This window comes from Lentzea sp. NPDC004782 (assembly GCF_040609115.1).
Lineage (GTDB): Bacteria > Actinomycetota > Actinomycetes > Mycobacteriales > Pseudonocardiaceae > Lentzea.
The window spans coordinates 18409-42093 of the sequence record NZ_JBEXJN010000036.1 but is presented as its reverse complement, the minus strand read 5'-3'; the positions used below and the strand labels follow the sequence as shown (position 1 = coordinate 42093).

General features: G+C 69.1%; 23 protein-coding genes. 15 read left to right on the top strand and 8 right to left on the bottom strand.

Annotated elements, in window-relative coordinates; translation table 11 throughout:
* The first annotated feature begins 30 nt into the window (after nt 1-30).
* From ABZV40_RS29295 to ABZV40_RS29245, 11 genes are all read left to right on the top strand, one after another.
* A complete protein-coding gene (locus ABZV40_RS29295) occupies nt 31-1482 on the top strand; it encodes an SDR family oxidoreductase (protein ID WP_355448400.1) in 1452 nt (483 codons plus the stop codon).
* A gap of 36 nt (nt 1483-1518) precedes the next feature.
* Complete coding sequence (gene tdh / locus ABZV40_RS29290) at nt 1519-2550, top strand: L-threonine 3-dehydrogenase (protein ID WP_355448398.1); 1032 nt, start codon at nt 1519-1521, stop codon at nt 2548-2550.
* On the top strand, nt 2550-3728 hold the full coding sequence (locus tag ABZV40_RS29285) for a glycine C-acetyltransferase (RefSeq protein ID WP_355448395.1): 1179 nt from the start codon (nt 2550-2552) through the stop codon (nt 3726-3728). The genes tdh and ABZV40_RS29285 overlap by 1 nt, the downstream gene beginning before the upstream one ends.
* Before the next feature lie 67 nt (nt 3729-3795).
* Nucleotides 3796-4269, top strand: coding sequence for an RNA polymerase sigma factor (locus ABZV40_RS29280; RefSeq protein ID WP_355448392.1), 474 nt, complete (start codon nt 3796-3798; stop codon nt 4267-4269).
* Nucleotides 4254-5267 carry a hypothetical protein gene (locus ABZV40_RS29275; RefSeq protein WP_355448389.1) on the top strand — a complete coding sequence of 338 codons (1014 nt, stop codon included), beginning with the start codon at nt 4254-4256 and terminating at the stop codon, nt 5265-5267. Before ABZV40_RS29280 ends, ABZV40_RS29275 begins: the two co-directional genes overlap by 16 nt.
* Before the next feature lie 68 nt (nt 5268-5335).
* Entirely contained in the window at nt 5336-6397 is a 1062-nt protein-coding gene (locus ABZV40_RS29270; protein WP_355448386.1) for an alpha/beta hydrolase, read from the top strand.
* Nucleotides 6394-7245 (top strand): LysR family transcriptional regulator, encoded by an 852-nt coding sequence (locus ABZV40_RS29265; protein WP_355448383.1) that lies wholly within the window; start codon nt 6394-6396, stop codon nt 7243-7245. Before ABZV40_RS29270 ends, ABZV40_RS29265 begins: the two co-directional genes overlap by 4 nt.
* A 115-nt stretch (nt 7246-7360) precedes the next feature.
* Entirely contained in the window at nt 7361-8164 is an 804-nt protein-coding gene (locus tag ABZV40_RS29260) for a helix-turn-helix transcriptional regulator (protein ID WP_355448380.1), read from the top strand.
* 13 nt (nt 8165-8177) lie between these two features.
* Nucleotides 8178-8348, top strand: coding sequence for a DUF397 domain-containing protein (locus ABZV40_RS29255; protein WP_355448377.1), 171 nt, complete (start codon nt 8178-8180; stop codon nt 8346-8348).
* Nucleotides 8341-8634 (top strand): DUF6247 family protein, encoded by a 294-nt coding sequence (locus ABZV40_RS29250; RefSeq protein WP_355448374.1) that lies wholly within the window; start codon nt 8341-8343, stop codon nt 8632-8634. Before ABZV40_RS29255 ends, ABZV40_RS29250 begins: the two co-directional genes overlap by 8 nt.
* Nucleotides 8635-8698: 64 nt before the next feature.
* Entirely contained in the window at nt 8699-8863 is a 165-nt protein-coding gene (locus ABZV40_RS29245; protein ID WP_355448371.1) for a DUF397 domain-containing protein, read from the top strand.
* On the opposite strand, the gene ptsP is transcribed toward ABZV40_RS29245, so the two are convergent.
* Nucleotides 8840-10471: a phosphoenolpyruvate--protein phosphotransferase gene (gene ptsP, locus ABZV40_RS29240; RefSeq protein WP_355448368.1), complete on the bottom strand. Its 1632-nt coding sequence runs from the start codon at nt 10469-10471 to the stop codon at nt 8840-8842. The two genes, ABZV40_RS29245 and ptsP, sit on opposite strands and share 24 nt — an antisense overlap.
* Before the next feature lie 48 nt (nt 10472-10519).
* On the bottom strand, nt 10520-11365 hold the full coding sequence (locus ABZV40_RS29235; protein ID WP_355448365.1) for a Dyp-type peroxidase: 846 nt from the start codon (nt 11363-11365) through the stop codon (nt 10520-10522).
* A gap of 47 nt (nt 11366-11412) precedes the next feature.
* Between ABZV40_RS29235 and ABZV40_RS29230 the strand changes: the two genes are divergently transcribed.
* The gene (locus ABZV40_RS29230) at nt 11413-12627 is read left to right on the top strand and encodes a right-handed parallel beta-helix repeat-containing protein (RefSeq protein ID WP_355448362.1); all 1215 of its coding nucleotides are present in this window, start codon (nt 11413-11415) and stop codon (nt 12625-12627) included.
* Entirely contained in the window at nt 12624-13304 is a 681-nt protein-coding gene (locus ABZV40_RS29225; RefSeq protein ID WP_355448359.1) for a hypothetical protein, read from the top strand. Before ABZV40_RS29230 ends, ABZV40_RS29225 begins: the two co-directional genes overlap by 4 nt.
* Here the strand turns inward: ABZV40_RS29225 and ABZV40_RS29220 are convergent.
* The 5 genes from ABZV40_RS29220 to ABZV40_RS29200 are packed head-to-tail and all read right to left on the bottom strand — an operon-like array spanning nt 13282 to nt 18377.
* On the bottom strand, nt 13282-14160 hold the full coding sequence (locus ABZV40_RS29220) for a ribokinase (RefSeq protein WP_355448356.1): 879 nt from the start codon (nt 14158-14160) through the stop codon (nt 13282-13284). The two genes, ABZV40_RS29225 and ABZV40_RS29220, sit on opposite strands and share 23 nt — an antisense overlap.
* Nucleotides 14157-15074 (bottom strand): substrate-binding domain-containing protein, encoded by a 918-nt coding sequence (locus ABZV40_RS29215; RefSeq protein ID WP_355448354.1) that lies wholly within the window; start codon nt 15072-15074, stop codon nt 14157-14159. Before ABZV40_RS29215 ends, ABZV40_RS29220 begins: the two co-directional genes overlap by 4 nt.
* A 29-nt stretch (nt 15075-15103) precedes the next feature.
* Complete coding sequence (locus ABZV40_RS29210) at nt 15104-16009, bottom strand: ABC transporter permease (RefSeq protein WP_355448351.1); 906 nt, start codon at nt 16007-16009, stop codon at nt 15104-15106.
* Nucleotides 16006-17415, bottom strand: a complete 1410-nt coding sequence (locus ABZV40_RS29205; protein WP_355448348.1) for a sugar ABC transporter ATP-binding protein — start codon at nt 17413-17415, stop codon at nt 16006-16008. The genes ABZV40_RS29210 and ABZV40_RS29205 overlap by 4 nt, the downstream gene beginning before the upstream one ends.
* Nucleotides 17412-18377: a LacI family DNA-binding transcriptional regulator gene (locus ABZV40_RS29200; protein ID WP_355448544.1), complete on the bottom strand. Its 966-nt coding sequence runs from the start codon at nt 18375-18377 to the stop codon at nt 17412-17414. Before ABZV40_RS29200 ends, ABZV40_RS29205 begins: the two co-directional genes overlap by 4 nt.
* 103 nt (nt 18378-18480) lie before the next feature.
* Between ABZV40_RS29200 and ABZV40_RS29195 the strand changes: the two genes are divergently transcribed.
* Together ABZV40_RS29195 and ABZV40_RS29190 are read left to right on the top strand one after the other, a co-directional pair.
* A complete protein-coding gene (locus tag ABZV40_RS29195; protein WP_355448345.1) occupies nt 18481-20376 on the top strand; it encodes a DUF2339 domain-containing protein in 1896 nt (631 codons plus the stop codon).
* 80 nt (nt 20377-20456) lie between these two features.
* Nucleotides 20457-21536 (top strand): cytochrome D1 domain-containing protein, encoded by a 1080-nt coding sequence (locus ABZV40_RS29190; protein WP_355448342.1) that lies wholly within the window; start codon nt 20457-20459, stop codon nt 21534-21536.
* On the opposite strand, the gene ABZV40_RS29185 is transcribed toward ABZV40_RS29190, so the two are convergent.
* Complete coding sequence (locus ABZV40_RS29185) at nt 21467-23545, bottom strand: MMPL family transporter (RefSeq protein WP_355448541.1); 2079 nt, start codon at nt 23543-23545, stop codon at nt 21467-21469. The genes ABZV40_RS29190 and ABZV40_RS29185 overlap by 70 nt on opposite strands.
* Nucleotides 23546-23685 lie beyond the last annotated feature (140 nt).

Below are 23685 nucleotides of genomic sequence, written 5' to 3'. Positions count from 1 at the left end.
CCCGTTCGCCGGAGCCCGCAGGATCGGGACATGCGGTGTCTCGTGACCGGCGCGACCGGGTACCTCGGCGGACGGCTCGTGCCCAGGCTGCTGGCCGAGGGGCATCAGGTGCGGTGTCTCGTGCGCTCGCCGGAGAAGCTGCGCGACGTGCCGTGGGCTGGTGACGTCGAGATCGTCCGCGGTGACGTGCTCGGTGACCTCGACGTGCCCATGCGCGAGGTCGAGGTCGTCCACTACCTGGTGCACTCGTTGCACTCGAAGGACTTCGCGGACGCGGATCGGCGTGCTGCCGAGAACACGGCTCTGGCCGCCGAACGCGCCGGCGTGCGGCGGATCGTCTACCTGGGTGGTCTGCATCCGCGTGGTGGACCGCTGTCACCGCACCTGGCCTCGCGCAAGGAGGTCGGCGAGGTGTTCCTGCGGTCGTCGGTGCCCGCGGTGGTGCTGCAGGCCGCGGTGATCATCGGGTCCGGGTCGGCGTCGTTCGAGATGCTGCGGTACCTGACCGAACGGCTGCCGGTCATGGTGACGCCTCGGTGGGTGCACAACCGGATCCAGCCGATCGCGGTCAGGGACGTGCTGCGGTACCTGGTCGAGGCGACGACGCTGGACGCGAACCGGACGTTCGACATCGGCGGGCCGGACGTGCTGACCTACCTGGAGATGATGCTGCGGTACGCGCGGGTGGCCGGGCTGCCCAGGCGCCGCGTGCTGCCCGTGCCCGTGCTGACACCGGGTTTGTCCTCGCACTGGGTCAACCTGGTGACGCCCGTGCCGCGGTCGATCGCGAAGCCGTTGATCGAGTCGCTGGTGCACGAGGTGGTGTGCCGCGAGAACGACATCCGCGAGCTCCTGCCCGGCGAGAACATCGGTTACGACAAGGCCGTCGAGCTGGCGCTGACCAAGGTCCGCGACGCCGACGTGGAGACCCGCTGGTCAGGGGCGTCGGTGCCGGGTGCGCCGAGCGAGCCGCTGCCGAGCGACCCGGACTGGTCCGGAGGTTCCGTCTACGTCGACGAACGCGAGCGCGCCACGAACGCGACGCCCGAACGGCTGTGGCAGGTGGTCGAGGGCATCGGCGGCGAACGTGGCTGGTACTCGTTTCCGCTGGCCTGGGCCGTGCGGGGTTGGCTGGACCGGTTGGTCGGCGGGGTCGGGCTCCGGCGCGGGCGGCGTGATCCGCAGCGGCTGCACGTGGGCGAGGCGCTCGACTTCTGGCGGGTCGAGGAGATCGAACGCGGCAGGTTGCTGCGGTTGCGCGCGGAGATGAAGGTGCCCGGTCAGGCGTGGCTGGAGCTTCGAGTGGCGGGCACCCGCGACGGCGGGTCCACTTACCGCCAACGCGCCGTGTTCGTGCCCAAAGGGCTCGCCGGACACCTCTACTGGGCGGTGGTCTGGCCGTTTCACGGCGTGGTGTTCGGCGGCATGGTGCGCAACATCGCCAATGAAGCTGAGCTGCACAAGAACTTCAGAAAGTCCTGATGGACTGCACAAGCAGCAAAGGGTGAGACTTCCCGCATGAAGGCTCTCGTCAAGGTCGCCGCTGGGCCTGGCCTGGAACTGACCGACGTCCCCGACCCCACGCCGGGTCCGGCGGACGTGCTGGTCAAGGTGCTGCGCACCGGCATCTGCGGCACCGACCTGCACATCGACTCGTGGGACGACTGGGCTGCCGCCAACATCAAGGCGCCCCTCACGCTCGGCCACGAGTTCGTCGGCGAGGTCGTCGAAGTCGGCGCGAGTGTCACCGGCGTCAAGGTGGGCGACCTGGTCAGCGGCGAGGGCCACCTCGTGTGCGGGACGTGCCGCAACTGCAAGGCCGGCCGCCGTCACCTCTGTGCCAACACGCGTGGTCTCGGCGTGCACTCCAACGGTGCGTTCGCGCAGTACGTCGTGTTGCCCGAGCAGAACGCGTGGGTGCACCGCACGCCCGTGGACCTGGACGTGGCCGCGATCTTCGACCCGTTCGGCAACGCGGTGCACACCGCGTTGAGCTTCCCGGTGATCGGTGAGGACGTGATCATCACGGGCGCCGGTCCGATCGGCATCATGGCCGCCGCCGTCGCCAAGCACGCGGGCGCGCGCAACGTCGTGATCACCGACGTGTCCGAGCACCGGCTCGACCTCGCGCGGAAGGTCGGGGTCGACCTCGCGGTGAACGTCGCCGAGAAGACGATCGAGCAGGCGCAGGCGGAGCTCGGCATGGCCGAGGGTTTCGACGTCGGCATGGAGATGTCCGGCAAGCCGTCGGCGCTGCAGAGCATGATCGCGAACATGGCGCACGGCGGTCGCATCGCGATGCTGGGGCTGCCGGCGGAGGAGTTCCCCGTCGACTGGAGCAGCGTCGTGCTGAAGATGCTGCACATCAAGGGGATCTACGGCCGCGAGATGTTCGAGACCTGGTACTCGATGACCGTGCTGCTGCAGCGCGGACTCGACCTCGCGCCGGTCATCACGCACCGGTACGACCACACGCAGCACGCGGAGGCGTTCGCCACCGCGCGCGAGGGCAAGTGCGGCAAGGTCATCCTCGACTGGACGGGAGCCTGATGTACGGCGAGCTGAAGAACGACCTGGTCAAGACGATCGGGGAGATCCGGGAGGCCGGGCTCTACAAGTCCGAACGCGTCATCGCCACCCCGCAGAACGCCGCCGTGCGGGTCGGGCAGGGTGACGAGGTCCTGAACTTCTGCGCCAACAACTACCTCGGGCTCGCCGATCACCCGAAGCTGATCGAGGCCGCCAAGAAGGCCCTGGACGAGTGGGGCTTCGGCATGGCGTCCGTGCGGTTCATCTGCGGCACCCAGGAGCCGCACAAGGAACTGGAGCGCAAGCTCAGCGAGTTCCTCGGCACTGACGACACGATCCTCTACAGCTCGTGCTTCGACGCGAACGGCGGCCTGTTCGAGACGCTGCTCGGCGCGGAGGACGCGGTCATCTCCGACGAGCTGAACCACGCGTCGATCATCGACGGCGTGCGGCTCAGCAAAGCCAAGCGCTATCGGTACAAGAACCGCGACATGGAAGACCTGGAGCGCCAGCTCAAGGACTCCGCCGACGCGCGCTACCGGCTGATCGCCACCGACGGCGTGTTCTCGATGGACGGCTACCTCGCGCCGTTGGACGAGATCTGCGACCTGGCCGAGCGGTACAACGCGCTGGTCATGGTCGACGACTCGCACGCGGTGGGCTTCACCGGACCGACCGGCCGCGGCACCCCGGAGCTCTTCGGCGTGCAGGACCGGGTCGACATCGTCACGGGAACGCTCGGCAAGGCGCTCGGCGGCGCGTCCGGCGGCTACACGTCCGGCCGCAAGGAGATCGTCGAACTGCTGCGCCAGCGTTCGCGCCCGTACCTGTTCTCGAACTCGCTGGCGCCGTCGATCACCGCGGCCGCGATCGCCGCGCTGGACCTGCTCTCCAGCTCGTCCGAGCTGCTCACGCGGCTCAGGGAGAACACCGAGCTGTTCCGCCGCCGCATGACCGAGGAGGGCTTCGACCTGCTCCCCGGCGAGCACCCGATCATCCCGGTGATGATCGGCGACGCGGCCGAGGCGGCCAGGCTGGCCGACCTGCTGCTGGAGCAGGGCATCTACGTGATCGGCTTCTCGTATCCGGTGGTGCCGCACGGCAAGGCGCGCATCCGCACGCAGATGTCGGCGGCTCACTCGCTGGACGACGTGAACCGGGCGGTCGACGCGTTCGTCGCCGCACGAGCCAAGATGTGACCGCAGTCACACAGCGGTAAGAATTCGAGCGATCCGCGCACTACCTCGTGAAGAGGGAGGGGCGATCGTGGAGGACTTCTCTGCCGTCTACCGCGAGTGCTACCCGCGCGTCCTCGCCTATGCCGCGAGCCACGCGGGTGCGCAGCGAGCGGAGGACATCACCAGCGAGACCTTCACGATCGCCTGGCGCAAGCTCGACCAGATGCCGTCGAACGCGCTGCCGTGGTTGCTCGGCATCGCCCGCAACCTCGTGCGCGCGGCCCGTCGCCAGACCACGCACCTGGAGCTCACGGAGCTTCCGTCCGACGACGACTTCGCGTTGATCGAACTGCGGGTGGCGCTCGCGACCCTGTCCGAGGCCGACCAGGAGGTGCTCACGCTGATCGCGTGGCACGGGCTGGGCGCGGCCGAGGCGGCACAGGTGCTCGGGTGCACGACGGCGGCGTTCTTCGTGCGGCTGCACCGAGCGCGGCGACGGTTGCAGGCCATCCTCTCGGCATCGAACTTCGACCGTGCGAGGGAGTCATGGAAGACCTCATGAAGGACCTCGCCAAGGCCAAGCCGCCCGTGCCCGAGGTCGACCGCGACCGGATGGAACGCGACCTCGCCCGCATCACCGCGCTGCCGCGAGCGCGCTCGGCCAGGACGCGTCTGGCCAGGCGGTTCGCTCCCGTGCTGGTCGTGGCCGCGGTGATCGCGCTGGTGGTCGTTCTGCTGCCGAGGCCCACCGAGCCCGTGCAGCCCGCCGCGCCACGACCGTGGTGGCACGTGCTGACGCAGCAGTGGTCGTTGATGGTCGTGGGCGACCCCGCGGACCCGTACGTCGTGAGGTTCGACTCCAAGACCGACCAGTGGCTGACCTCCGGCAGGCAGGTCACGGTCGTCCAGAAGGACGGTGAGGTGTCGCCCTTGACCTCCGAGGACGCCACCAAGTGGGAGTCGGCGGGCAAACCGGCGACGGTCCCGCAGGTCGGGGGAAGCCACTTGGTGCGCATGGGCCCGATGAAGCCGTCCGTGCAGAAGACCAACGTGGCCGGGTTCCAGATGTCCCTGCACAGCAAGGCGCGGTTCGACTCGTTCGACTCGCTGCCCGCGGACCCCGTGGAGCTGCGGAAGTCGTTGGAGACGATCAGCGGCAAGGACACCTACAAGACCGCGACCCTCGCCATGGGGATGATGGTCGCGAACGTGCGCAACGACCAACGACGGGCGGCGTTCGAGCTGCTCAAGAGTCTCGACGGAGCGCGCTACCTCGGCGAGGTGCCGCTGCCCGACGGCCGCTCCGGCATCGGCGTGGCGATCCCCGCGCCACCGACGTTCCAGTTCTCCGGCGTCGAGACGCAGCTGGTGGTCAACCCGGAGACCGGCCTGCCCATGGTCAGGCGGGACATGATCAGCACAGCGCAGCACGGCGTGCCGCCGGGCTTTCCCATCTCGGAGGAGCAGTACCTCCTGCTCGACAGCACGACCATCGACCCGATCGTGCCCCAGGACGTCCCGGTGAACGGCCCGGTCGAATCTCCCGTCGTGGAGCGGTGACTTTCCGATATCTTCGGAAAGTCCATTTGAGACTCACAGACGTAATCGGGCCGCCGTACGCTGCTCAGGTGAGACTGAGCCTCCGCCTGGCCACGCTCGCAGCCAGGGCCGCGTTGTCCCTTCCGGACCGGGTGATCCGCGCGATCGTCGGCGCACCCGTCCAGGTCGAGGGGGCGCAGCTGAGCCCCACCGCCCAGCTGCTGATCGCACTGGAACGGTTCGTGCCGAGGTCCGCGCCCGGCGTGGTGCCCGACATGGCGGCGGTACGCAGGGACTACGACATCGTGTCGTCCGTGATGCACGCCGGTGTTGCGTCCGAGGTGCAGGTGCGCGACACCTCCGTGACCGGTGCACGAGGTCCGCTCGCGGCACGGGTGTACAGCCCGCCCGGTGCGTCCGGTCCGCTTCCGGTGCTGGTGTTCTTCCACGGCGGCGGTTTCGTCGTCGGCAGCGCGACCAGCCACGACGGCATCTGCCGGTTCCTCAGCCTGCACGGTGGCGTGCGGGTCGTGTCCGTCGAGTACTCCCTGGCCCCGGAACACCCGTACCCCGCCGCGGTCGACGACACCTACGCGGCGTTCCTGCACGTCGTCGCGAACGTGGAACGCTTCGGCGGTGAGGGTCTCGCGGTGGGCGTCGGTGGCGACAGCGCGGGTGGCGCGCTCGCGGCCGTCGTGGCGCAGCGGTGCGTCGACGACGCGGTGACGAAGCCCGCCTTCAACCTCATGCTCTACCCGGCGGTCGACGGGATGGGCGAACACCCGGCACGGCAGCTCTTCGGGCGCGGCTTCTTCATCGAGACCGACACGATCGACTGGTACCGGTCCTGCTACTCACCGGAGCTGGAGCGGCTGTTCGAGCCGTACGCGTCACCGTTGCGCGCGCCCGATTTCCACGGCCTGCCACCGACCTGCGTGGTCACGGCCGCTTTCGACCCGCTCCGGGACGAGGGCGCCGAGTACGCGGAACGGCTGCGCGCCGCCTCGGTGCCGGTGACCCACCTGCACTGCGACGGGTTGGTGCACGGGTTCGCCTCGTTCATCTCGTGCGACCGGCACGCGCGACGCGCGATGCGGAACGTCGCGACGGAACTGCGTCGCCTGGCCGCTGCGTCCATCATGAGCGGGTGATCGACCCACGACGGCTCCGCGTGCTGCGCGCACTCGCCGACCACGGCACCGTGACGGCCGCAGCTGTCGCGTTGCACCTCACGCCGTCAGCGGTGTCGCAGCAGCTGGCAGCCTTGGAGTCAGAGGCCGGACATCCTTTGCTGCTGCGGAAAGGACGCCGCGTCTCGCTCACCCCCGCCGGTGAGCTGCTCGTCGCGCACGCCCACGTCGTCGCGGCGGAACTGGAACGCGCACAGGCCACTTTGGACGCTCTCGCCTCCGGTTCGTCCGGCCGGGTCGCGGTCGCGGCGTTCGCGTCGGCGATCACCCAGGTCGTCGCACCGGCCCTGGCCGCGTTGCGGAAACGGTCGATCGAACTGTCGGTGCGCGACGCCGAGGGCCACGAGAGCGTGCGGTTGCTGCTGGACGGCGAGATCGACGTGGCGATCACCGAGGAGCACCGCGCCACCGAGCGCTTCACGCGATTTCCGCTCTACACCGAGCCTTTCGACGTCGTGCTGCCACCGGGACACCCGCTGACCGGGCCGGTGGACCTCGCCGCGCTGGCCGACGAGGACTGGGTCGTGACGCTGCCCGGCAACCCGCTGCGGGACGTCGTGGAGATGGCGTGCGCGCAAGCCGGGTTCACCCCGCGAATCCGCCACACCTCTGACGACTTCCGTGCGATCGAGGCACTGGTCGCGGCCGGCGCCGGGGTGGCGTTGGCGCCACGGAACGCGGTGCGTGGCATTCCGGTAGCCGGTGTGGCACCTTTGCGACGAGTGGTGGCGGCTGTGCGCAGAGGGTCGGAAAACCATCCGTTGGTGCGCATCGTGCTTGATGAACTGCACTTAGTGGCACAAAGGTAGGACTTGTACCGGCTCCAAAAACTACTTCCTTCAGGGAAATTCGGACGGAAACGATGGAGCCTGGACTGGCAGTACTTCTAGCTTCATCTGTATGCCACGACGAAAGTCCAGTGTGGTGGGACGAGAGTTCGGTGAAGGCATCCGCCGTGCCATCGAACAGACCGGACTCACTCACCGCAAGCTCGCCGAGAAACTCGGCTGGGACGAAGCCAAGCTCTCCGACCTGGTGCGCGGCAAGGGCGGGGTCGACGAGGGCGACCTGAAGCACCTGCTCGGGTTCTGCCGAGTCAAGCCCGACGAGATACGCCATCTGGTCGCGTTGTTCCGCGAGACGCGCGAAAGCGGCTACCTCAAGATTCCTGAGGAAGGACCGCCAGACCAGGTGCCTCTCCTGCTCAACCAGGAGCGTCTCGCCAACGAGATCACGGTCTGGTCGGCGAATCTCATCCCCGGCCACCTGCAAACCGCTGATTACATGCGTGCGGCACTCGAGGGAGTAGTCCGCAAAGCAGTCGACTACGAAAAACTCATCGCCGCGAAGCTCGAACGCCGTAATCTTTTCCACTGGAGCCGCAGGTTCGTGTTCTTCATTCACGAACAGGCTGTGCGCCTACCGGTGGGCGGGCCGGAGGTGATGAAGGATCAGCACATCCACCTCCTGGCTATGGCTCAGCGCTCCTACATCACCGTGCGCATCGTGCCGACCGCCATCGGCGCGCACGCGGGTATCTCCGGCTCTTTCCTCCAGCTCAGCTATGAAAAGTTCGAGCCTGTGATCTTCATCGAAGGCGAGACGTCCGGGCTCTTCCTCGAAGACGCAAGATCACTCGCTGTCTACTCCTCCCTGCTGAAGCTGCTCGACGATCAAGCGCTGGATCCGGAACAATCGAAGGAGCTGATCACCGGCATCCTGATCTGAGGGGACGTCCCGCATGTCGACCTGGCGCAAGAGTTCCTACAGCCCAAACTCGAGCGACTGCGTCGAGATCGGTCGTGGCATCGGCATCCGCGACAGCAAGGCGCCGACCACGCACCTGCCCGTGTCGGACGAGGCGTGGTCGGCGTTCCTCGACACCGTGAAGGACGAGCTAGGACATGGTTGAGCCGCCGACGGCTGACCCGGCCGCGATCCTGGCGTGCCTGCAGCCCGAGGTTGCGGCGGAGTTCGAGAAGGACTGGGCAGCGACCCTCGACGAGGTCAAGCAGAGCAAGAACCTCACGGTGCTGCACGCCATGCTCACGAAGTGGGTGCAATTCGCCGCAGCCGAACAACGCGATCCGGGCAGCTACTTCCGCGTTCTCGCGGCCGCTTCCCGCACGGAGGCGACCGGCCAAGCACCCGCAGGCAGCATGTCAGGGGCCGACGTGCTGAAGGTGCTCGACCGATAGGCGCTGGACCCGCGAGAATCGAAGGAGCTGATCACCGGCATTCTGATCTGAGGAGCCGTCCCGCATGGCGACCTGGCGCAAGAGTTCTTACAGCGCAAACTCGAGCGACTGCGTCGAGATCGGTCGTGGCATCGGCATCCGCGACAGCAAAGCGCCGACCACGCATCTGCCCGTGTCGGACGAGGCGTGGTCGGCGTTCCTCGGACTAGTGCGGGGCGCGAGCCGCTAGCTTCGCGGTCGCCGGGTCGCCTGCCGCCAGCGCGCCACGGGCGGCGAGCTGGCAGATGTCCATGCTCGACGTCGCGAGCTTCGCGCCGACGTCCGCGAGAGCCGTGTGGTTCATCGACAGCGACGTCACGCCCATGCCGATGAGCACGCACGCGAGCAACGGGTCGGCCGCCGCCTCACCGCAGACGCCGATGGGCTTGCCCGCCGCCGTGGCCGCCTCGCCGACCTGCGCGATCAGCCGCAGCAACGCGGGCTGCCACGGGTCGTTCAGCGCGGCCACGCCACCGAGCTGGCGGTCGGCGGCGAAGACGTACTGGGCCAGGTCGTTGGTGCCGATGGAGATGAAGTCGACGACCTGGAGGATCTCGCGGGCGGACAAGGCCGCCGACGGGACCTCGACCATCACGCCGGCTCGCTTGATCCCCGCCTGACGGGCGCGTGCGACGAACCAGGACGCCTCAGCAGCAGTGGCGACCATCGGCGCCATGACCGACACGTCGGCACCGGAAGAAGCAGCCGCGGCGGCGATGGCTTCCAGCTGGCGGTCCAGGACGTCCGGGCGGTCGAAGGCGACGCGCAGGCCGCGCACGCCGAGGGCCGGGTTGGGCTCCGGGTCCGGGTTCAGAAACGCCAGCGGCTTGTCCGCGCCCGCGTCGAGGGTGCGCACCACAACCGGCTTGCCCGCAAACGGCGCCAGCACAGCCTCGTAGGCAGCAGTCTGCTCAGCAACGGTCGGCTCCTCAGCTGCGTCGAGGAAGCAGAACTCCGTCCGGAAGAGGCCGACGCCCTCAGCACCGGCGGCAGCAGCGGCAGCCGCGTCCGCGGGGGAGCCGACGTTGCCCAGGACCTTCACGCGGTGGCCGTCCTTCAGCACGCCCACGCCGTTCCACACGGCCTTCTTGCCGGTGCCGGCCGCGCGGACCTTGCCGTCCGACTCGCGGACCTGGCCGGTGTCGCCGTCGACCTCCAGCGCCTTGGCGTCGAACGCCAGGATGCCCCGGCACGCGACGACGGCCGGGATGCCCAGCGACCGCGCGAGGATCGCCGTGTGCGAGGTCGGCCCGCCCTCCTCGGTGACCAGGGCGAGGACCTTCGACGGGTCCAGGCCGGCGGTGTCCGCTGGCGCGAGATCACGCGCCACCAGCACAGAGGGCGAGGTCAGGTCCGGTACGCCGGGGGCGGGCAGGCCCAGCAGCTCGGCCACCACGCGGTCGCGGACGTCCTGGACGTCGCGGGCGCGTTCGGCCATGTAGCCACCGGCTGCCTGCAGTGCGGAGATGAACTTCGCGGCGGCCTGGTGCACCGCGCGGGCGGCGGGCAGGGCGTCGTCCACGACGAGTTTCTCGGCCGACTTGATGAGCGACGGGTCGCCCGCCATGGTCGCGGTCGTCTCCAGGACCGCCCTGGCCTCGCCCTCGACGGTCTTCGCGCGCTCCATCAGGCGCTGCGCCACGACCTCGGTCGCCGGGCGGATGCGAGAGGCTTCTTCCTTTGTATCCGCAGGTCGCGGGCCCAGCGGAGGTTCGGGCAGGGCCTCGGCGACCCTGACCACGGGGCCGGAAGCCCGGCCGCTGCTGACACCGACACCGCTCAGCCGCGCGCTCGACATGGTCTAGACCATACCCTTCCACCGGGAACTGACGACAGCTCAGTGTGACTAATCGAGCGGTGGAATGCGGAAAGCTGCGGAGCTGATCGTCGTGGCGTAACGCAGAAGTGCGTCTCCATCGACCATCCGATACATCGTGTTCACAAACGTCTTCAGCTCGCGCTGGTACGAGATGAAGAGCAGGCCCTCCGCGTAGTTGTAGGAGCGGCGCAGCATCAGGCCCGCACCCGCCATCAACGGATGCGCGCGCCGGACGTGCGCGTCGGCCGGGATGACGTACTCGCCGTCGGGGGTCTTTGCCGACAAATCGACCTCCTCGCCGCCGGACAGCGGCACGGCGTCGTGCTTGCGCCGCCCGAACACCCGTTCCTGGTCGGCGACCGGCAGCGCGGTGAACGCGGCGACGTCGAGCTTGATCCGGCGCACGACCGCGATGGTCGACCCGTCCGGCAGCCACACCTCGGCGTCGAGCTCCTCGGGCGTCTTCGGCACGACGATGCCGTCCTTGAAACCCAACCCGTTCGTGCCGTCGGCGTTGCAGAACCCCTGCTCACGCCACCGCAGCGGTCCGTCCGGCCGCAGCCGCGAAGCCGCGTCGCGCACAGCCCCGGGATCGTCCCCGCAGATCTGCAGGAACAGCTTTCCGCCCAGCTCCCGCGGCCCGACCGCGTCACCGGGGAACTCCGGCAGCCCGTCGATCCCGTGCCCGTACGTCACCGTGACCGACGAGCTGACCTGCGCGGACGGCACCGACGCCGCGTCCCAGACGGAGATGTCGGCGTGCCGCTGCTGGGGCGTGGCGATGCCCGGTTGCCGGGTCGGGGAACCGCAGCCGCCGAGTAGCCCGATAGCAGCAGCGCCGTAGAGCAGACGGCGGCGTGAGATGGGGACCACAGGGGCAGTGTGACAGTAGGCCGAACGGAGCAGTACGGTGACCGGCTGTGCGCGCTCCGTACATCGTGACAGCAGTGCTCCTGGTCGCCGGATGTTCGTCGGCGGCGTCACCGAAACTCGGGCCCGAGATCACCGTCCCGGCCCAGCTGAGCACCATCCAGGCTGCCGTGGACGCGGCGCGGGAGGGCGCGACCATCGTCGTCGCCCCCGGCGTCTACAAGGAGTCCGTGCAGGTCAGGACCAAGGGCCTCACGATCAGGGGCACCCAGCGCGGCAGCGTGATCATCGACGGCGAGGTCAAGCGCGCCAACGGGATCGTGGTCACCGCACCGGACGTGTCGATCCAGAACCTCACGGTCCGCAACCACACGTTGAACGGCGTGCTGGTCACCGGGCTCAACGAGAACGGCGGCATGGGTCGCGGCAGCACCGGTTACACCAAGCTCGACCCGCAGAAGTTCCCGCCGTTGCAGGGCTTCCGCATCTCGTACGTGACGGCCAGCAACAACGCGCTGTACGGCATCTACGCGTTCGACGCCCAGCACGGCGTGATCGAGCAGAGCTACGCGAGCGGCAGCGCGGACTCCGGGTTCTACGTCGGCCAGTGCAAGCCGTGCGACATCGTCGTGCGCGGCAACGTCGCCGAGCGCAACGCCGTCGGTTACGAGGGCACGAACGCGTCCGGCCAGATGTACGTGCTGGGCAACAGGTTCAGCGGCAACCGCGTCGGCCTCACGTCGAACTCCGACTACCAGGAGGCGTTCGTGCCGCAGGAGGACGCCACGCTCGTCGGCAACCTCGTGTCGGACAACGACGAGGCGCTGTCCCCGGCGCAGGCCGACGGCGCGTTCGGGCTCGGCATCGGCATCGCGGGCGGCACCCGGAACGTGGTGTCCCGCAACCTGGTCACCGGCAACCCCGGCACCGGCGTCGCGCTCGGGTCGAGCGAGGACCTGCCGCCGCTGGACAACCGCTTCGAGGACAACGTGATCAGGCACAACGGCCAGGACGTGCGGTACGTGGCCTCGAAACGCGCGCCCGGCAGGCACAACTGCTTCGACGGCGACCGCTGCTACGACGGCGTGGGCGACCCGATGCCGAAACCGGCCGCACCGCGCGGCATCCCGTTCAACCAGGTCGCCGCCCCGCCCGCGCAACCGGAGATGCCGAGCGGCCCGTTGCCGGACAAGGCGCCGAACGTGGAGAAGTACGGCGTTCCGGCCGAGGACCTGTTCCTGGATCGTGCGGCGGTGCGGTCGTGAAGAAGACCGTTCTGGCGCTGGCACTGGCGTTGACCGCGTGCAGCTCGACGCCCGACCCGCGCCCGCTCTCGATCTCCGAGGCCGAACGCCTGGCGCTGGTCCGGTTCTCCAACTACACCAGCGGGATCAGGGCGTTCACGGCGTCCGTGCCGTCGCCGGGCGGCAAGCTCGTGCTGGACGGCCGGGTCGACTTCGTGAACCACGTCGGCTACGCGGGCATGCGCACCGACGGCCGCAACGACGAGTTCTCCCAGGGCCTCGTGCAGTGGAACCCCGGCAGGATGGCGTTCGCGATGAACCAGTCCACCAAGCCGGTCGACCCGGTGCCGGTGGTCGACTGGCAGGTCCGCAACCTGCAGGAACGCGGCTCCGAGCTGGACGGGGCGTTGCGGTTGCTGGTGAACCTCGGCTCCGACCGCCCGGAGAACTCCCAGCTGCTGCTGCAGAGCTCGGCGCGCTGGCTGCGTTCGGACAAGATCGGCGACACGGCCGTCGACGTCTTCGAAGGTCCGAAGCAGAAGGACGCGGCGGTTGCCCGGCTGCGCTACTGGATCGACGCCGACGGCAAGCTCCGCAGGCTGGAAGCCAAGCTGGGCAACTCCGAGGAGCTCGCCGTCTTCGACTTCAGCGCGTCCAAGGAGCAACCGGTGCAGGTCATTCCGCCGCTGCGGAGCTGACCTCGGCCGCGGTCGGGTAGGACGGCTGCGCGCCCGCCTTCGTCACGGACAGCGCGGCGACCTTGGCGGCGTACCTCGCGGCGGCGGCGAGGTCGTCGCCGCCGGCGAGCCGGGCGGACAGCGCGCCCGCGAACGCGTCACCGGCACCGGTCGTGTCCACGACCTCGGTCACCTCGATCGCCGGCACCTCGGTGATGCCCTCGTCGGTCACCACAGCGGCACCCCGCGCGCCGAGCGTGACGACCGCAGACTTCGGGCCGAGCCGCAACAGGCCCTCGAAACCGGGTGCGAGCTGCGCGGCCTCGTGCTCGTTCACGATCAGCACGGTGAGCTGTTCCAGGGTCCGCGCGGGCAGCTCGGCGACGGGCGACAGGTTCAGCACCGTCCGCACGCCGGCCTTCGCGGCGACGTCGATCGCGTGGATCACCGTCTCCAGCGGCACTTCCAGCGAACACGTCAGCACCCGCACGCCGTCGAACGACAGAGCGTCCACATCGGACTCGGCGACGTCGGCGTTGGCACCGGGCGAGACGACGATGGAGTTCTCGCCGTCCGGTGTCACGGTGATGTAGGCGATTCCGGTCGGCCGCGCGGACGTCTTCACCAGCGCGGTGTCGACGCCGGACGACTCCAGCGACTCGCGCAGCAGCGAGCCGTACCCGTCGCCGCCAACGGCACCGACGAGTGCAACGGAACCACCGACCCGTGCGGCGGCAACGGCGGTGTTCGCGCCCTTGCCGCCGGGGAGCACGACGGTGTCGCCGCCGAGCACGGTCTCACCGCCGCCGGGCCGCCTGCCGACCTCGACCACGAGGTCGGCGTTGGCGGACCCGAGGACAAGCAGAGTGTTCGTCACTTGCTGAACTCTGCCACGTTCTGCTTCGTGATGACCTTGACCTCGACGTCCACGACCTGCTGGACGGTCTCGCCCTTGGCTGCCTTGACCGCCTGCTCGACGGCCTTGGAGCCGAGCAGCTTCGGCTGCTGCGCGATGGTGGCGGCGAGCGTGCCGTCCTGGATCGCCTTCAGCCCGTCCGGCGTGCCGTCGAAGCCGACGACCATGACGTCCTTGCCGGCCCGCGCGCCGAGCGCCTTGATCGCGCCGAGCGCCATCTCGTCGTTCTCGGCGAAGATGCCCTTGATGGTCGGGTGACCCTGCATCAGGTTCGTGGTCTCGTTGAGGGCCTTGGCGCGGTCGAAGTCCGCGACGGCGGTGGCGGCGATCTTGATGTTGCCGCTGTTCAGGCCCTGCTCGAAGCCCTGGCCGCGGTCACGCGACGCCGACGCGCCCGGGATGCCCTTGAGGTGCGCGACCTCGCCGGAGGTGGCCCGGCCGAGCTCGATGGCCGCGAGGCTGCCGCCGGAGACGTTGTTGGAGGCGACCTCGGCGGCGACCTTGCCCTCGACCGAGCGGTCGACCGAGATCAGCGGGATGTTCGCCATCTCGGCGGCCTTGGCGGCCGGCGCGGACTGCTTGGAGTCGACCGGGTTCAGGATGATCGCCTTGACGCCCTGCGTCACCAGCGTCTGCACCTGGTTGACCTGGTTCGTCGCGTCGTTCTGCGCGTCGACGACGGTCAGCTTGGCACCGAGCTGGTTCGCCATCTCCTGCGCGCCCTGCTGCAGCTCCACGAAGAACGGGTTGTTCAAAGTGGACACCGCGAGGCCGATGGTGATGCCGCTGCCTCCGGACGCCCCTGTTCCGCTGCACCCGGTCGCCAGAAGAGCTGCGGCACCGAGCGTCAGCGCGATCCGTCGGGTCACCTTCATTGGTGTTTTCCTTACCTGTTCGGGATATCTCAGCGACGGCGAAGTGAGTCGAGCAACGCGGCGAGAGCAATCACCACGCCGATGACGACCTGCTGCCAGAACGGCGGCACCTGGAGCAGGTTGAGGCCGTTGCGCAGGACGGCGAGCACGAGTGCGCCGACCAACGTCCCGGTGGCGCGGCCAACGCCACCGGACAACGACGCACCGCCGATGACGACCGCGGCGATGGCGTCGAGCTCGTAACCGACCGCCGCCTGCGGACCGGCTGACCCGAGCCGTCCCGCGAGCACGAGGCCCGCGGCGGCGGCGAACAGGCCGCTCAGCGCATAGATCCAGAGCTTCTGCCTCCGGACGTCGATACCGCTGAGCTTCGCGGCTTCCTCGTTGCCGCCGATCGCGTACATGCGGCGGCCGAGGTTGGTGCGCGTGAGGATCAGGCCGGTGATGCCGAAGAACAGCAGCATCAGCAGCAGTGGCAATGGCAGCATCGGCGTGAGGTTCGAGCCGAGAAACGTCACCAGCGAGTCGGTCTCGTGCGGCTGGCCTTCCGAGAACACCAGGGTGAGACCGCGCGCGACGCTCAGCATGGCCAGCGTCGCGATGAACGGCGGCAGCTTGCCGTAGCTGACCAACGCGCCGTTGATGAGGCCGCAGAGCGCGCCGACGACCAGACCGACCGGCCCCGCGGTGAGTGCGCCGACCATGGCGGCGAGCGCGGCGATGCTGCCCACCGACAGGTCGATGCCACCGGCGACGACCACGAACGTCATGCCGAACGCCATGATCGCGATGACCGCGGCCTGCACGCCGACGTTGAGCAGGTTCTGCGTGTTGAGGAACGCCGGCTGCATGATCGCGATCACCAGCGCGAGCACGAGAAGCCCTGCCAGCGCTCCGTTCTCGCTCGCGTACTTCCGGATGCTGATCGTGGTCATGCGGAGATCTCCTGCACGGCGAGTGCCATCACCTGGTCTTGAGTCGCGCCCTTGGGGAGTTCGCCGGCCACGCGGCCGTGCGCCATCACCACGACGCGGTCGCTCATCCCGATCACCTCGGGCAGGTCGCTGGACACGAGCAGCACGGCCCGGCCCTGCGCGGTCATGCGGTTGATGAGCTCGTAGATCTCGACCTTCGCGCCGACGTCGACGCCGCGCGTGGGTTCGTCGAGGATCAGCACCTTCGGGTCGGCCAGCAGCCACTTGCCGATGACGACCTTCTGCTGGTTGCCGCCGGAGAGCTCCTTCACCGGCTGGTCGACGCGGCCCTTGATCCGGAGCTTGCCCGCGATGTCGGTCAGGCGCTTCTGGTCGCGGTTGGCGAGCGTGGCCAGTTCGAGGTTGCGCCCGACGGTCGCGGTCAGCACCAGGCCCTGACCCTTGCGGTCCTCCGGCACCAGCCCGAGACCTGCCTTGATCGCGGCCTGGACGTCGTTGCGGCGCAACGGCTTCCCGTCGACCTCGACCTTGCCGTAGTCGTAGTCGTCCACGCCGAACGCGGCGCGCGCGACCTCGGTGCGCCCGGCACCGACCAGCCCGGCGATGCCGACGACCTCGCCCGCGCGGACCTCGATGTTGATGTCGCGGAACACCCCGCGCCGGGTGAGGTTGCTGATCTTCAACAGCGGCTTGCCGCGCCGCTGCCGGGCCCGCGGGTACTGCTCCTCGATCGACCGGCCGACCATCAGCTCGATCATGTGCTGGGTGGTGGCCTTCGGCCCGAGGACCCCGACGGACCGGCCGTCGCGCAGGACCGTGATGCGGTCGGCGATGCGCTGGATCTCGTCCAGGTGGTGGGTGATGAAGACGAGCCCGACGCCGTTCCCGCGCAGCTGCCCCATGATCTCCAGCAACCGGTCGGTCTCGGTGTCGGTGAGCACCGCGGTCGGCTCGTCGAGGATCAGCACGCCGGCGTCCTTGTCGAGCGCACGGGCGATCTCGATCATCTGCTGCTGCGCGATGCCGAGGTCCCTGACCTTCGCGTTCGGGTCGACGTCGAGGCCGACGCGGTCGAGCAGTTCCGGTGCCCTGCGGCGCATCTCGGCGCGGTCGACGAACCCGAACCTGCGCGGGAGGCGGTTCAGGAACAGGTTCTCCGCGACGCTGAGCTCCGGGACGAGCGCGAGCTCCTGGTGGATGACCGCGAGGCTCGCGGTGCCCTCGACGGTTCCGGCGTCGGGGCCGTGGATGCCCGCGAGCACCTTGACCAAGGTGGACTTCCCGGCACCGTTCTCGCCGAGCAGGACGTGGACCTCACCCGCGTTGATGTCGAGGTCCACGCCGTCCAACGCCTTCGTGGCACCGAAGTGCTTGGTGATGCCACGGGCGGTGATCAGCGTCTTCACAGCTCGGCCTCCCCGCACGAACCGCGCAGCACGAGCTTCGCGGTGAGACGGACGTCGTCGGGCTGCTGGCCGCTGATCAGGGCCAGCAGGCTGCGGGCGGCGGCACGACCCATCTCCACGGTCGGCTGCGCGACGACCGTGATCGGCGGGTCGAGCAGCGGGAACCACGGCTGGTCGTCGAACACCGCGAGCGCGATGTCGTGCGGGATGTGCAGGCCGCGCGCCCGGATCTCGCCGAGCGCGCCGAGGCCCATCAGGTTGTCCATGGCCACGAGCGCGGTGGCGCCGTCGTCGATCAGCCTGGCGGCGGCCTGACTGCCGCTCTCCTGCCGGAAGTCGCCGTGCACGACCTGCGCCGCGCCACCGAGCACGCTGGTGAACACGTCGCTGCGTTCTCTCCCGGTGGAGGTGTCCGGCGGTCCCGCGATCACGCCGATGCGGGAGTGGCCGGCGCCGACGAGCCGCCGGGCGAGCGCGGTCAATGCCTCGCTGCCGTCGGCGCGGACGACCGGGCATGTGGCGCCCCTGACCGTCCGGTCGAGCAGGACGAGCGGTACGCCGCCTGCGCTCACTTCGCGAACCAGGCCAGGGTCGTCGGTCGCGGGGCACAGCAGGAGGCCGTCCACCCGGCGGTCGAGCAGGGTGCGCACGTACGTGGCCTCCTGCTCGGCGCTCTCGTCGGCGTTCCCGATCACGACGCAGTAGCCGTGTGACCGGGCTTCGTCCTCGACCGCTCGCGCGATCTCGGCGAAGAACGGGTTCAGCAGATCGCTGATGACCAGACCGAGGGTCTGGGTGCTGGTGGTCCTGAGGGATCGCGCCAGCGCGTTGGGCCGGTAACCGAGCTCCTCGATCGCGGCGAGCACCCGCTCACGGGTCTCCGGCGTCGGCGCGGCATGGCCGTTGAGCACGCGCGACACGGTGGCCGTGGACACGCCCGCGTGCTGCGCGACGTCCTTCATGGTCGTCACGAGGGCGTAGTTAATCGATTACACATGTATGTAGTCAAGCCGGATGAGTAGGTGTACGGATGTCACCGGACGTGCTCTGCCTCACCCTGATCACATGGACGGACAGGATCGCCTCGGGTACGAGCAGCGCCTCGCGCTGGAGCTCGCGGCCATCGGGCAGCGGCTGGTGACGATCAGCGCGGAGATGCGCGAGCACTCAGCCGCAGTCGCGACCGCCCCACCGCCACCGGAGACGCACGCGGGGACGCCACGTGCACTTGTGGTGAACGAAAGCTCCCCGCGTGCACTCGGGGAGGGTCCGCAGCAGCCGTGGCTCCAGCAGCCGCAGCCGCCTCACCCCGCGTGGCCGCAAGCGCACGCGGGGAGCTTTCGTTCACCAGGAGCGCACGAAGGCGCCCCGCGTGCGCCCCAGCAGCAGCCGTGGCCCGTTCCGCCACCGCGGGAGACGTTGTTCGAGAAGCTTGGGAAGGATGGGGCCGGGGCGAAGCTGCTGGCCTGGGTCGGTGGGGCGATCACCGTGCTCGGGTTCGTGTTGCTGCTGATCCTCGCGATTCAACGTGGGTGGCTCGGGCCGATGCCGCGCGTCATCGGCGGTGCGGTGTTCAGCGGTGCGTTGGTCGGCATCGGCATGTGGCTGCACCGCAACCCGCACGGCCGCACCGGGGCGTTCGCGCTCGCGGCGACCGGTTTCGCGGGCCTCTACCTCGACGTCATCGCCGCCACGAGCCTCTACGAGTACCTGTCGCCGGGGGTGGGTCTCGTGGTCGGGCTCGGGGTCGCCGCAGCCGGTGTCGTGCTCGCTCTGCGGTGGGACTCGCAAACGCTCGCGGTCGGCGTTGTCGCAGCGTGTGCCATCTGCTCGCCGATCTTGACCGAGGGCTTCACGGTGCTGCTGGTCGGGTTCCTGCTGGTGCTCAAGATGGCCGGCACGCCGGTCCAGCTCCAGCGCCGCTGGCCCGGTCTCGCGGTCGCCGGCGGGATCCCTCCGATCATCGCCTCGCTGCTCACCACCGCACAGGCCATTCCGGCCGACTTCGAGTGGACCGTGGTCGGTGTCGCGGGTGCGACGACCGTAGTCGGCATCGTCGTCGCGTTGCTGACCGTCTGGAAGCGGCCCGGCGACGTCGTGGCGGTCGGGCTGGTCGCCGGTTCGGCGCTGCCCGCGATGTTCGCGACGACGTTGCTGAAGGACCCGGCCAACTCGATCCTCGCCGGTGCGGTCGCCGCGGTGCTGCTGGCGATCTGGATGGTCCCCGACCTGCCCCGCGCGTTCACGACGGCGGCCGGTGCGACGGGCATGCTCGCGTTGTTCCAGACCACGGTGATCGCGCTCGACGGCAACGTGCGGACGGCGGTCGTGCTGGCCGAGGCCGTGCTGCTGGCGTTCCTCGCGGCGCAGCTGACCAGGAAGAGCGCGCTGGTCGGGTCGATCGTGTTCGGCGTCGTCGGGTTCCTGATGACGGTCATCCAGGCCGTGCCGATCTCGTGGCTGCTGCACGAACCCCGGTACCTGGCCGTCAGCTCCGGCGACTACGCGGCCGGGCTGGTCACGGCGCTGGTGCTGGGCGTGTTCGCGGCGACCGCGCCGTGGGCCGCGCTGAAGATGCAGGTGCTGCGCGAGCCGGCCAGGCACCCGTTCCCGTGGATCGTCGCCGGGCTCGTGCTGCTCTACGGCGCGGCGGGTGCGGTGCTGTGCGCGGCGCTGCTGGTGTCGCCGGACGAGAGCGGATTCCTCTTCGGACACTCGGTGGTCACGGTGTCGTGGACGATCGCCGCTCTGTTCTTGCTGGTCAAGGGCATCAACAACAAGGCGTTGCGGATCTCCGGGCTGATCCTGGTCGGCGCCGCGGTGCTCAAGCTGGTGCTGTTCGACCTGGCCGCGCTCGACGGGATCGCCCGCGTGCTGGCGTTCCTCGGCGCCGGTCTGGTGCTGCTCACCGCCGGCACCCGTTACGCGAAGCTGGTGGCCAGCGCGAAGACGCCTGACTAGTACTACGACAAGGCAAAGATTTCGCTCGACCGGGTGACGGAAGTAGATCGAAAGCACCCGGAAGTGGTCCCATCGGGCGTATGGCAAAGCCACGCCTCGTGGCCGCGGTTCTAGCGCTCTCAGCGGCCATCGCGGCGATGGGTGTCGAGCAACGGCACGACTTCACGACGACCTCGGCAGCGGCAGCTCCGCGTGCGTACGTGGTGGGCAGGACCGGACTCGTCCAGGTCGTCGACACCAGAAACGGCACGATAGTCGCGCACGCGGACACAGCGGGCCACGCGACAGGTGTCGCCGTGTCACCGGACGGCCGGCGCGTCTACGTCGTCAACGGGTGGACCGGCACGATCGCCGAGGTCGACCCGGACACCGGTGTGGTCCTCGACCGGCTCTTCACGCAGGTCCAGCTCTCGCAGGCGGCGATGCGCCCGGACGGCAAGCGCCTGTACGTGTCGGCCAGCGGTGGCATCGCGGTCGTCGACCCGGAGCACTTCCAGCTGGTGGCCGCGGTGAAGGTGCCAGGCCAGCCGCAGGGTCTCGCCGTTCACCCGAACAACCAGGTCCTCTACGTGGCCAACGCCCAGGACGGCACGGTCGGCGTGGTCGACACGGCGACCGCGTTCCAGACCTCGACGATCCAGGTCGGCGGTCTGCCGCAGCACCTGGCGATCTCGCCGGACGGCAAGCGCCTCTACGTCAGCAGCATGGAGCTGGGCGAACAGACGCCGGGCACGCTGTCGGTGATCGACACGACCACGAACCAGGTCGTCGGCTCGCTGCGCGTCGGCAGGGGAGCGGGCAGCGTCGCCGTCGCCCCGGACGGCGCCACCGTCTACCTGGCGCTCACGAAGGAGAGCTCGGTCGTGGTCGTCGACGCGGCGACCATGACGGTGCGCGAACGCCTGCCCTTCAACGCACCGGGCGTCGCCGTCGCGCCGGGTGATCCGAGGGTGTTCCTCGCGACCGGCACGACGACGACGGTGCTCGACAGCTCGAACGCGGTGCTGGCGACGTTCCGGATGAAGTCGGGCGAGTTGGAGGAGCCGAGGCCGCGCCAGTTCGACGCGGCCATGATCGCCTTCCCTCCGGGTCAGCCGACCGCGACGGGCTCGCGGATCTCGTCGTCCCAGTCGTCGAAGTCGTCGACCGGCTCGTCGTGAAGCGCGAGGCGTTCCTGGATCCGCTTGAGCGGGCCCGGTGACCACCACGCGGCGTTGCCGAGCAGCTTGAGCACGGCCGGCACGAGCAGCATCCGGACCACGGTGGCGTCGAGCGCCAGCGCGAGGATCATGCCGACGCCGACGAACCGCATCATCGCGACCTGTGAGAACGCGAACGCGCCGGTCACCACGATCAGCAGCAGCGCCGCCGAGGTGATCACCCGGCCGGTCTTGGCCAGACCGGTGCTGACGGCTTCCTCCGTGGTCGCGCCGTGCCCGCGGGCCTCGACCATGCGGGAGAGCAGGAAGACCTCGTAGTCCGTCGACAGACCGAACACGATCGCGGCCATCAGCACGACGATGCCGGACTCCAGCGGCCCCGGCGTGACGCCGAGCAGGTCCGCTCCGTGCCCCTCCTGGAAGATCCACACGAGCACGCCGAACGTGGCGGACAGCGACAGCGCGCTCATGACCACGGCCTTGATCGGCAGCACGACCGAGCCGAACGCCAGGAACATCAGGATCAGCGTCGCGCCGACCAGCAGCCCGATCATCAACGGCAGCCCGTCCGCGATGGCGTCGAGCGAGTCGCTGACCATGGCGGTGTTGCCGCCGACCAGCACTTCGGCACCGTTCGGCGGAGTGAGCGCCCGGACGTCCTTGAGCGCCTGCTTCGACTCCGCGCTCAACGCGTCGTGCTCCAGCCCGGCGGCTGCGGCCGTGACGCCCTTGTCCGAGCCCATCGGCCGGACGTCGCCGATGCCGGGGACGTCCTTGACCTTGTCCAGGTACTGCGCGACCGCGGCCTGGTCACCGCCCTTGACGACGATCTTGAGGCCGGTGTTGGAGAGCGCGGAGAAGTTCTGGTTGATGTTCTCGGTGGCCACGCGCACGGCGTTGCCCTCCGGCAGGACCTTCTCCGTGACCTGGCCGAACTGGACGTTGAGGAACGGCGCACCGAGCGCCGCGAGCACCGCGATCAGCGGAATGGCGAACAGCAGCGGCCGCTTCATGACCTTGCCGCTCAGGCTGCGCCAGCCGCGTTCGCTCGGCTCCTTCTTGCGCCACGGCATGGCGAGCTTGTCGACCCGATGGCCCAGCACGCCCAGCAACGCCGGCAGCAGCGTCAACGACACCAGCGCCGCGATCGCGACCGACGACATGCCGCCGTACGCGAGGGACTTCAGGAAGCCGTGCGGGAAGATCAGCAGCCCGGCCAGCGCGATGACCAGCAGCGTTGCGCTGAACATGACCGTGCGGCCGGCGGATGCGACCGTGCGGCCGACCGCCTGCTCGGTGGTGCGGCCCTGGGCGAGCTCCTCGCGGAACCGGCCGACCATGAAGAGGCCGTAGTCGATCGCCATGCCCAGCCCGAGCAGCGACGCGACGTTGACGGCGAACGAGTTGACGCTCGTGAAGGTCGCGATGCCGTGCAGCACGCCGAGCGCGCCCATGATCGCCAGGCCACCGACGACCACGGGAAGACTGGCGGCGACCAGACCGCCGAAGATGACCACGAGCAGCAGCAGGACCAGCGGCAGCGAGAACATCTCCGCGCGCGTCAGGTCCGTCTGCGACATGTCGTTGATGGCCTTCTGGGTGGGCACGAGCCCACCGACCTGCTGCGTGAAGCCGTCGATCGGCAGCTGTGACTGGATGTCCTCGAACTGCTTGATCTGCCCGTTCGAGTCACCGCTGGTGAGCGTGATGGCGACCAGCGCCTGCTGCTTGTCGTCCGACGGAACCGGCCCGGTGACCTTGAGCACGTCGTTCTTCGGGAAACCGCTGATGTGGTCGGCGACCTTCTTCAGCTCCAGCGGGTTGGCGAAGTCACCGCGGTAAATGACGATCACGTCACCGTTCTGCCGCCCGAACGCCTGCTCGGCTACCTTGTCGGCCCGCGCCGCCTCGCTGGAAGGAGCCTCGTAACCACCCTGGCTGAGCTTGTCGAACACGCCCAGTCCCCACACACCGCCGAGCACGGCGAGCAGTACGGTCGCGATCAACACCACCCACCGGCGGCGATATGCGATAGATCCCCACTTCGCGAACATCGACGACGGCCTCCTGGGTTACCGTGCTGTGAATACCGTGAACTCTTGTAAACACCGTTCACTAAAACCGTACGGGCGGTGGACGGGGTCTACAA

Bases quoted from the DNA above. Each gene is read 5' to 3' on its own strand.
- ABZV40_RS29210 (WP_355448351.1), bottom strand. From the start codon at position 16,009: ATGACCACGATCAGCATCCGGAAGTACGCGAGCGAGAACGGAGCGCTG.
- tdh (WP_355448398.1), top strand. From the start codon at position 1,519: ATGAAGGCTCTCGTCAAGGTCGCCGCTGGGCCTGGCCTGGAACTGACC.
- ABZV40_RS29215 (WP_355448354.1), bottom strand. From the start codon at position 15,074: ATGAAGGTGACCCGACGGATCGCGCTGACGCTCGGTGCCGCAGCTCTT.
- ABZV40_RS29245 (WP_355448371.1), top strand. From the start codon at position 8,699: ATGGCGACCTGGCGCAAGAGTTCTTACAGCGCAAACTCGAGCGACTGC.
- ABZV40_RS29275 (WP_355448389.1), top strand. From the start codon at position 4,254: ATGGAAGACCTCATGAAGGACCTCGCCAAGGCCAAGCCGCCCGTGCCC.
- ABZV40_RS29285 (WP_355448395.1), top strand. From the start codon at position 2,550: ATGTACGGCGAGCTGAAGAACGACCTGGTCAAGACGATCGGGGAGATC.
- ABZV40_RS29200 (WP_355448544.1), bottom strand. From the start codon at position 18,377: ATGAAGGACGTCGCGCAGCACGCGGGCGTGTCCACGGCCACCGTGTCG.
- ABZV40_RS29195 (WP_355448345.1), top strand. From the start codon at position 18,481: ATGGACGGACAGGATCGCCTCGGGTACGAGCAGCGCCTCGCGCTGGAG.
- ABZV40_RS29295 (WP_355448400.1), top strand. From the start codon at position 31: ATGCGGTGTCTCGTGACCGGCGCGACCGGGTACCTCGGCGGACGGCTC.
- ABZV40_RS29250 (WP_355448374.1), top strand. From the start codon at position 8,341: ATGGTTGAGCCGCCGACGGCTGACCCGGCCGCGATCCTGGCGTGCCTG.
- ABZV40_RS29190 (WP_355448342.1), top strand. From the start codon at position 20,457: ATGGCAAAGCCACGCCTCGTGGCCGCGGTTCTAGCGCTCTCAGCGGCC.
- ABZV40_RS29255 (WP_355448377.1), top strand. From the start codon at position 8,178: ATGTCGACCTGGCGCAAGAGTTCCTACAGCCCAAACTCGAGCGACTGC.
- ptsP (WP_355448368.1), bottom strand. From the start codon at position 10,471: ATGTCGAGCGCGCGGCTGAGCGGTGTCGGTGTCAGCAGCGGCCGGGCT.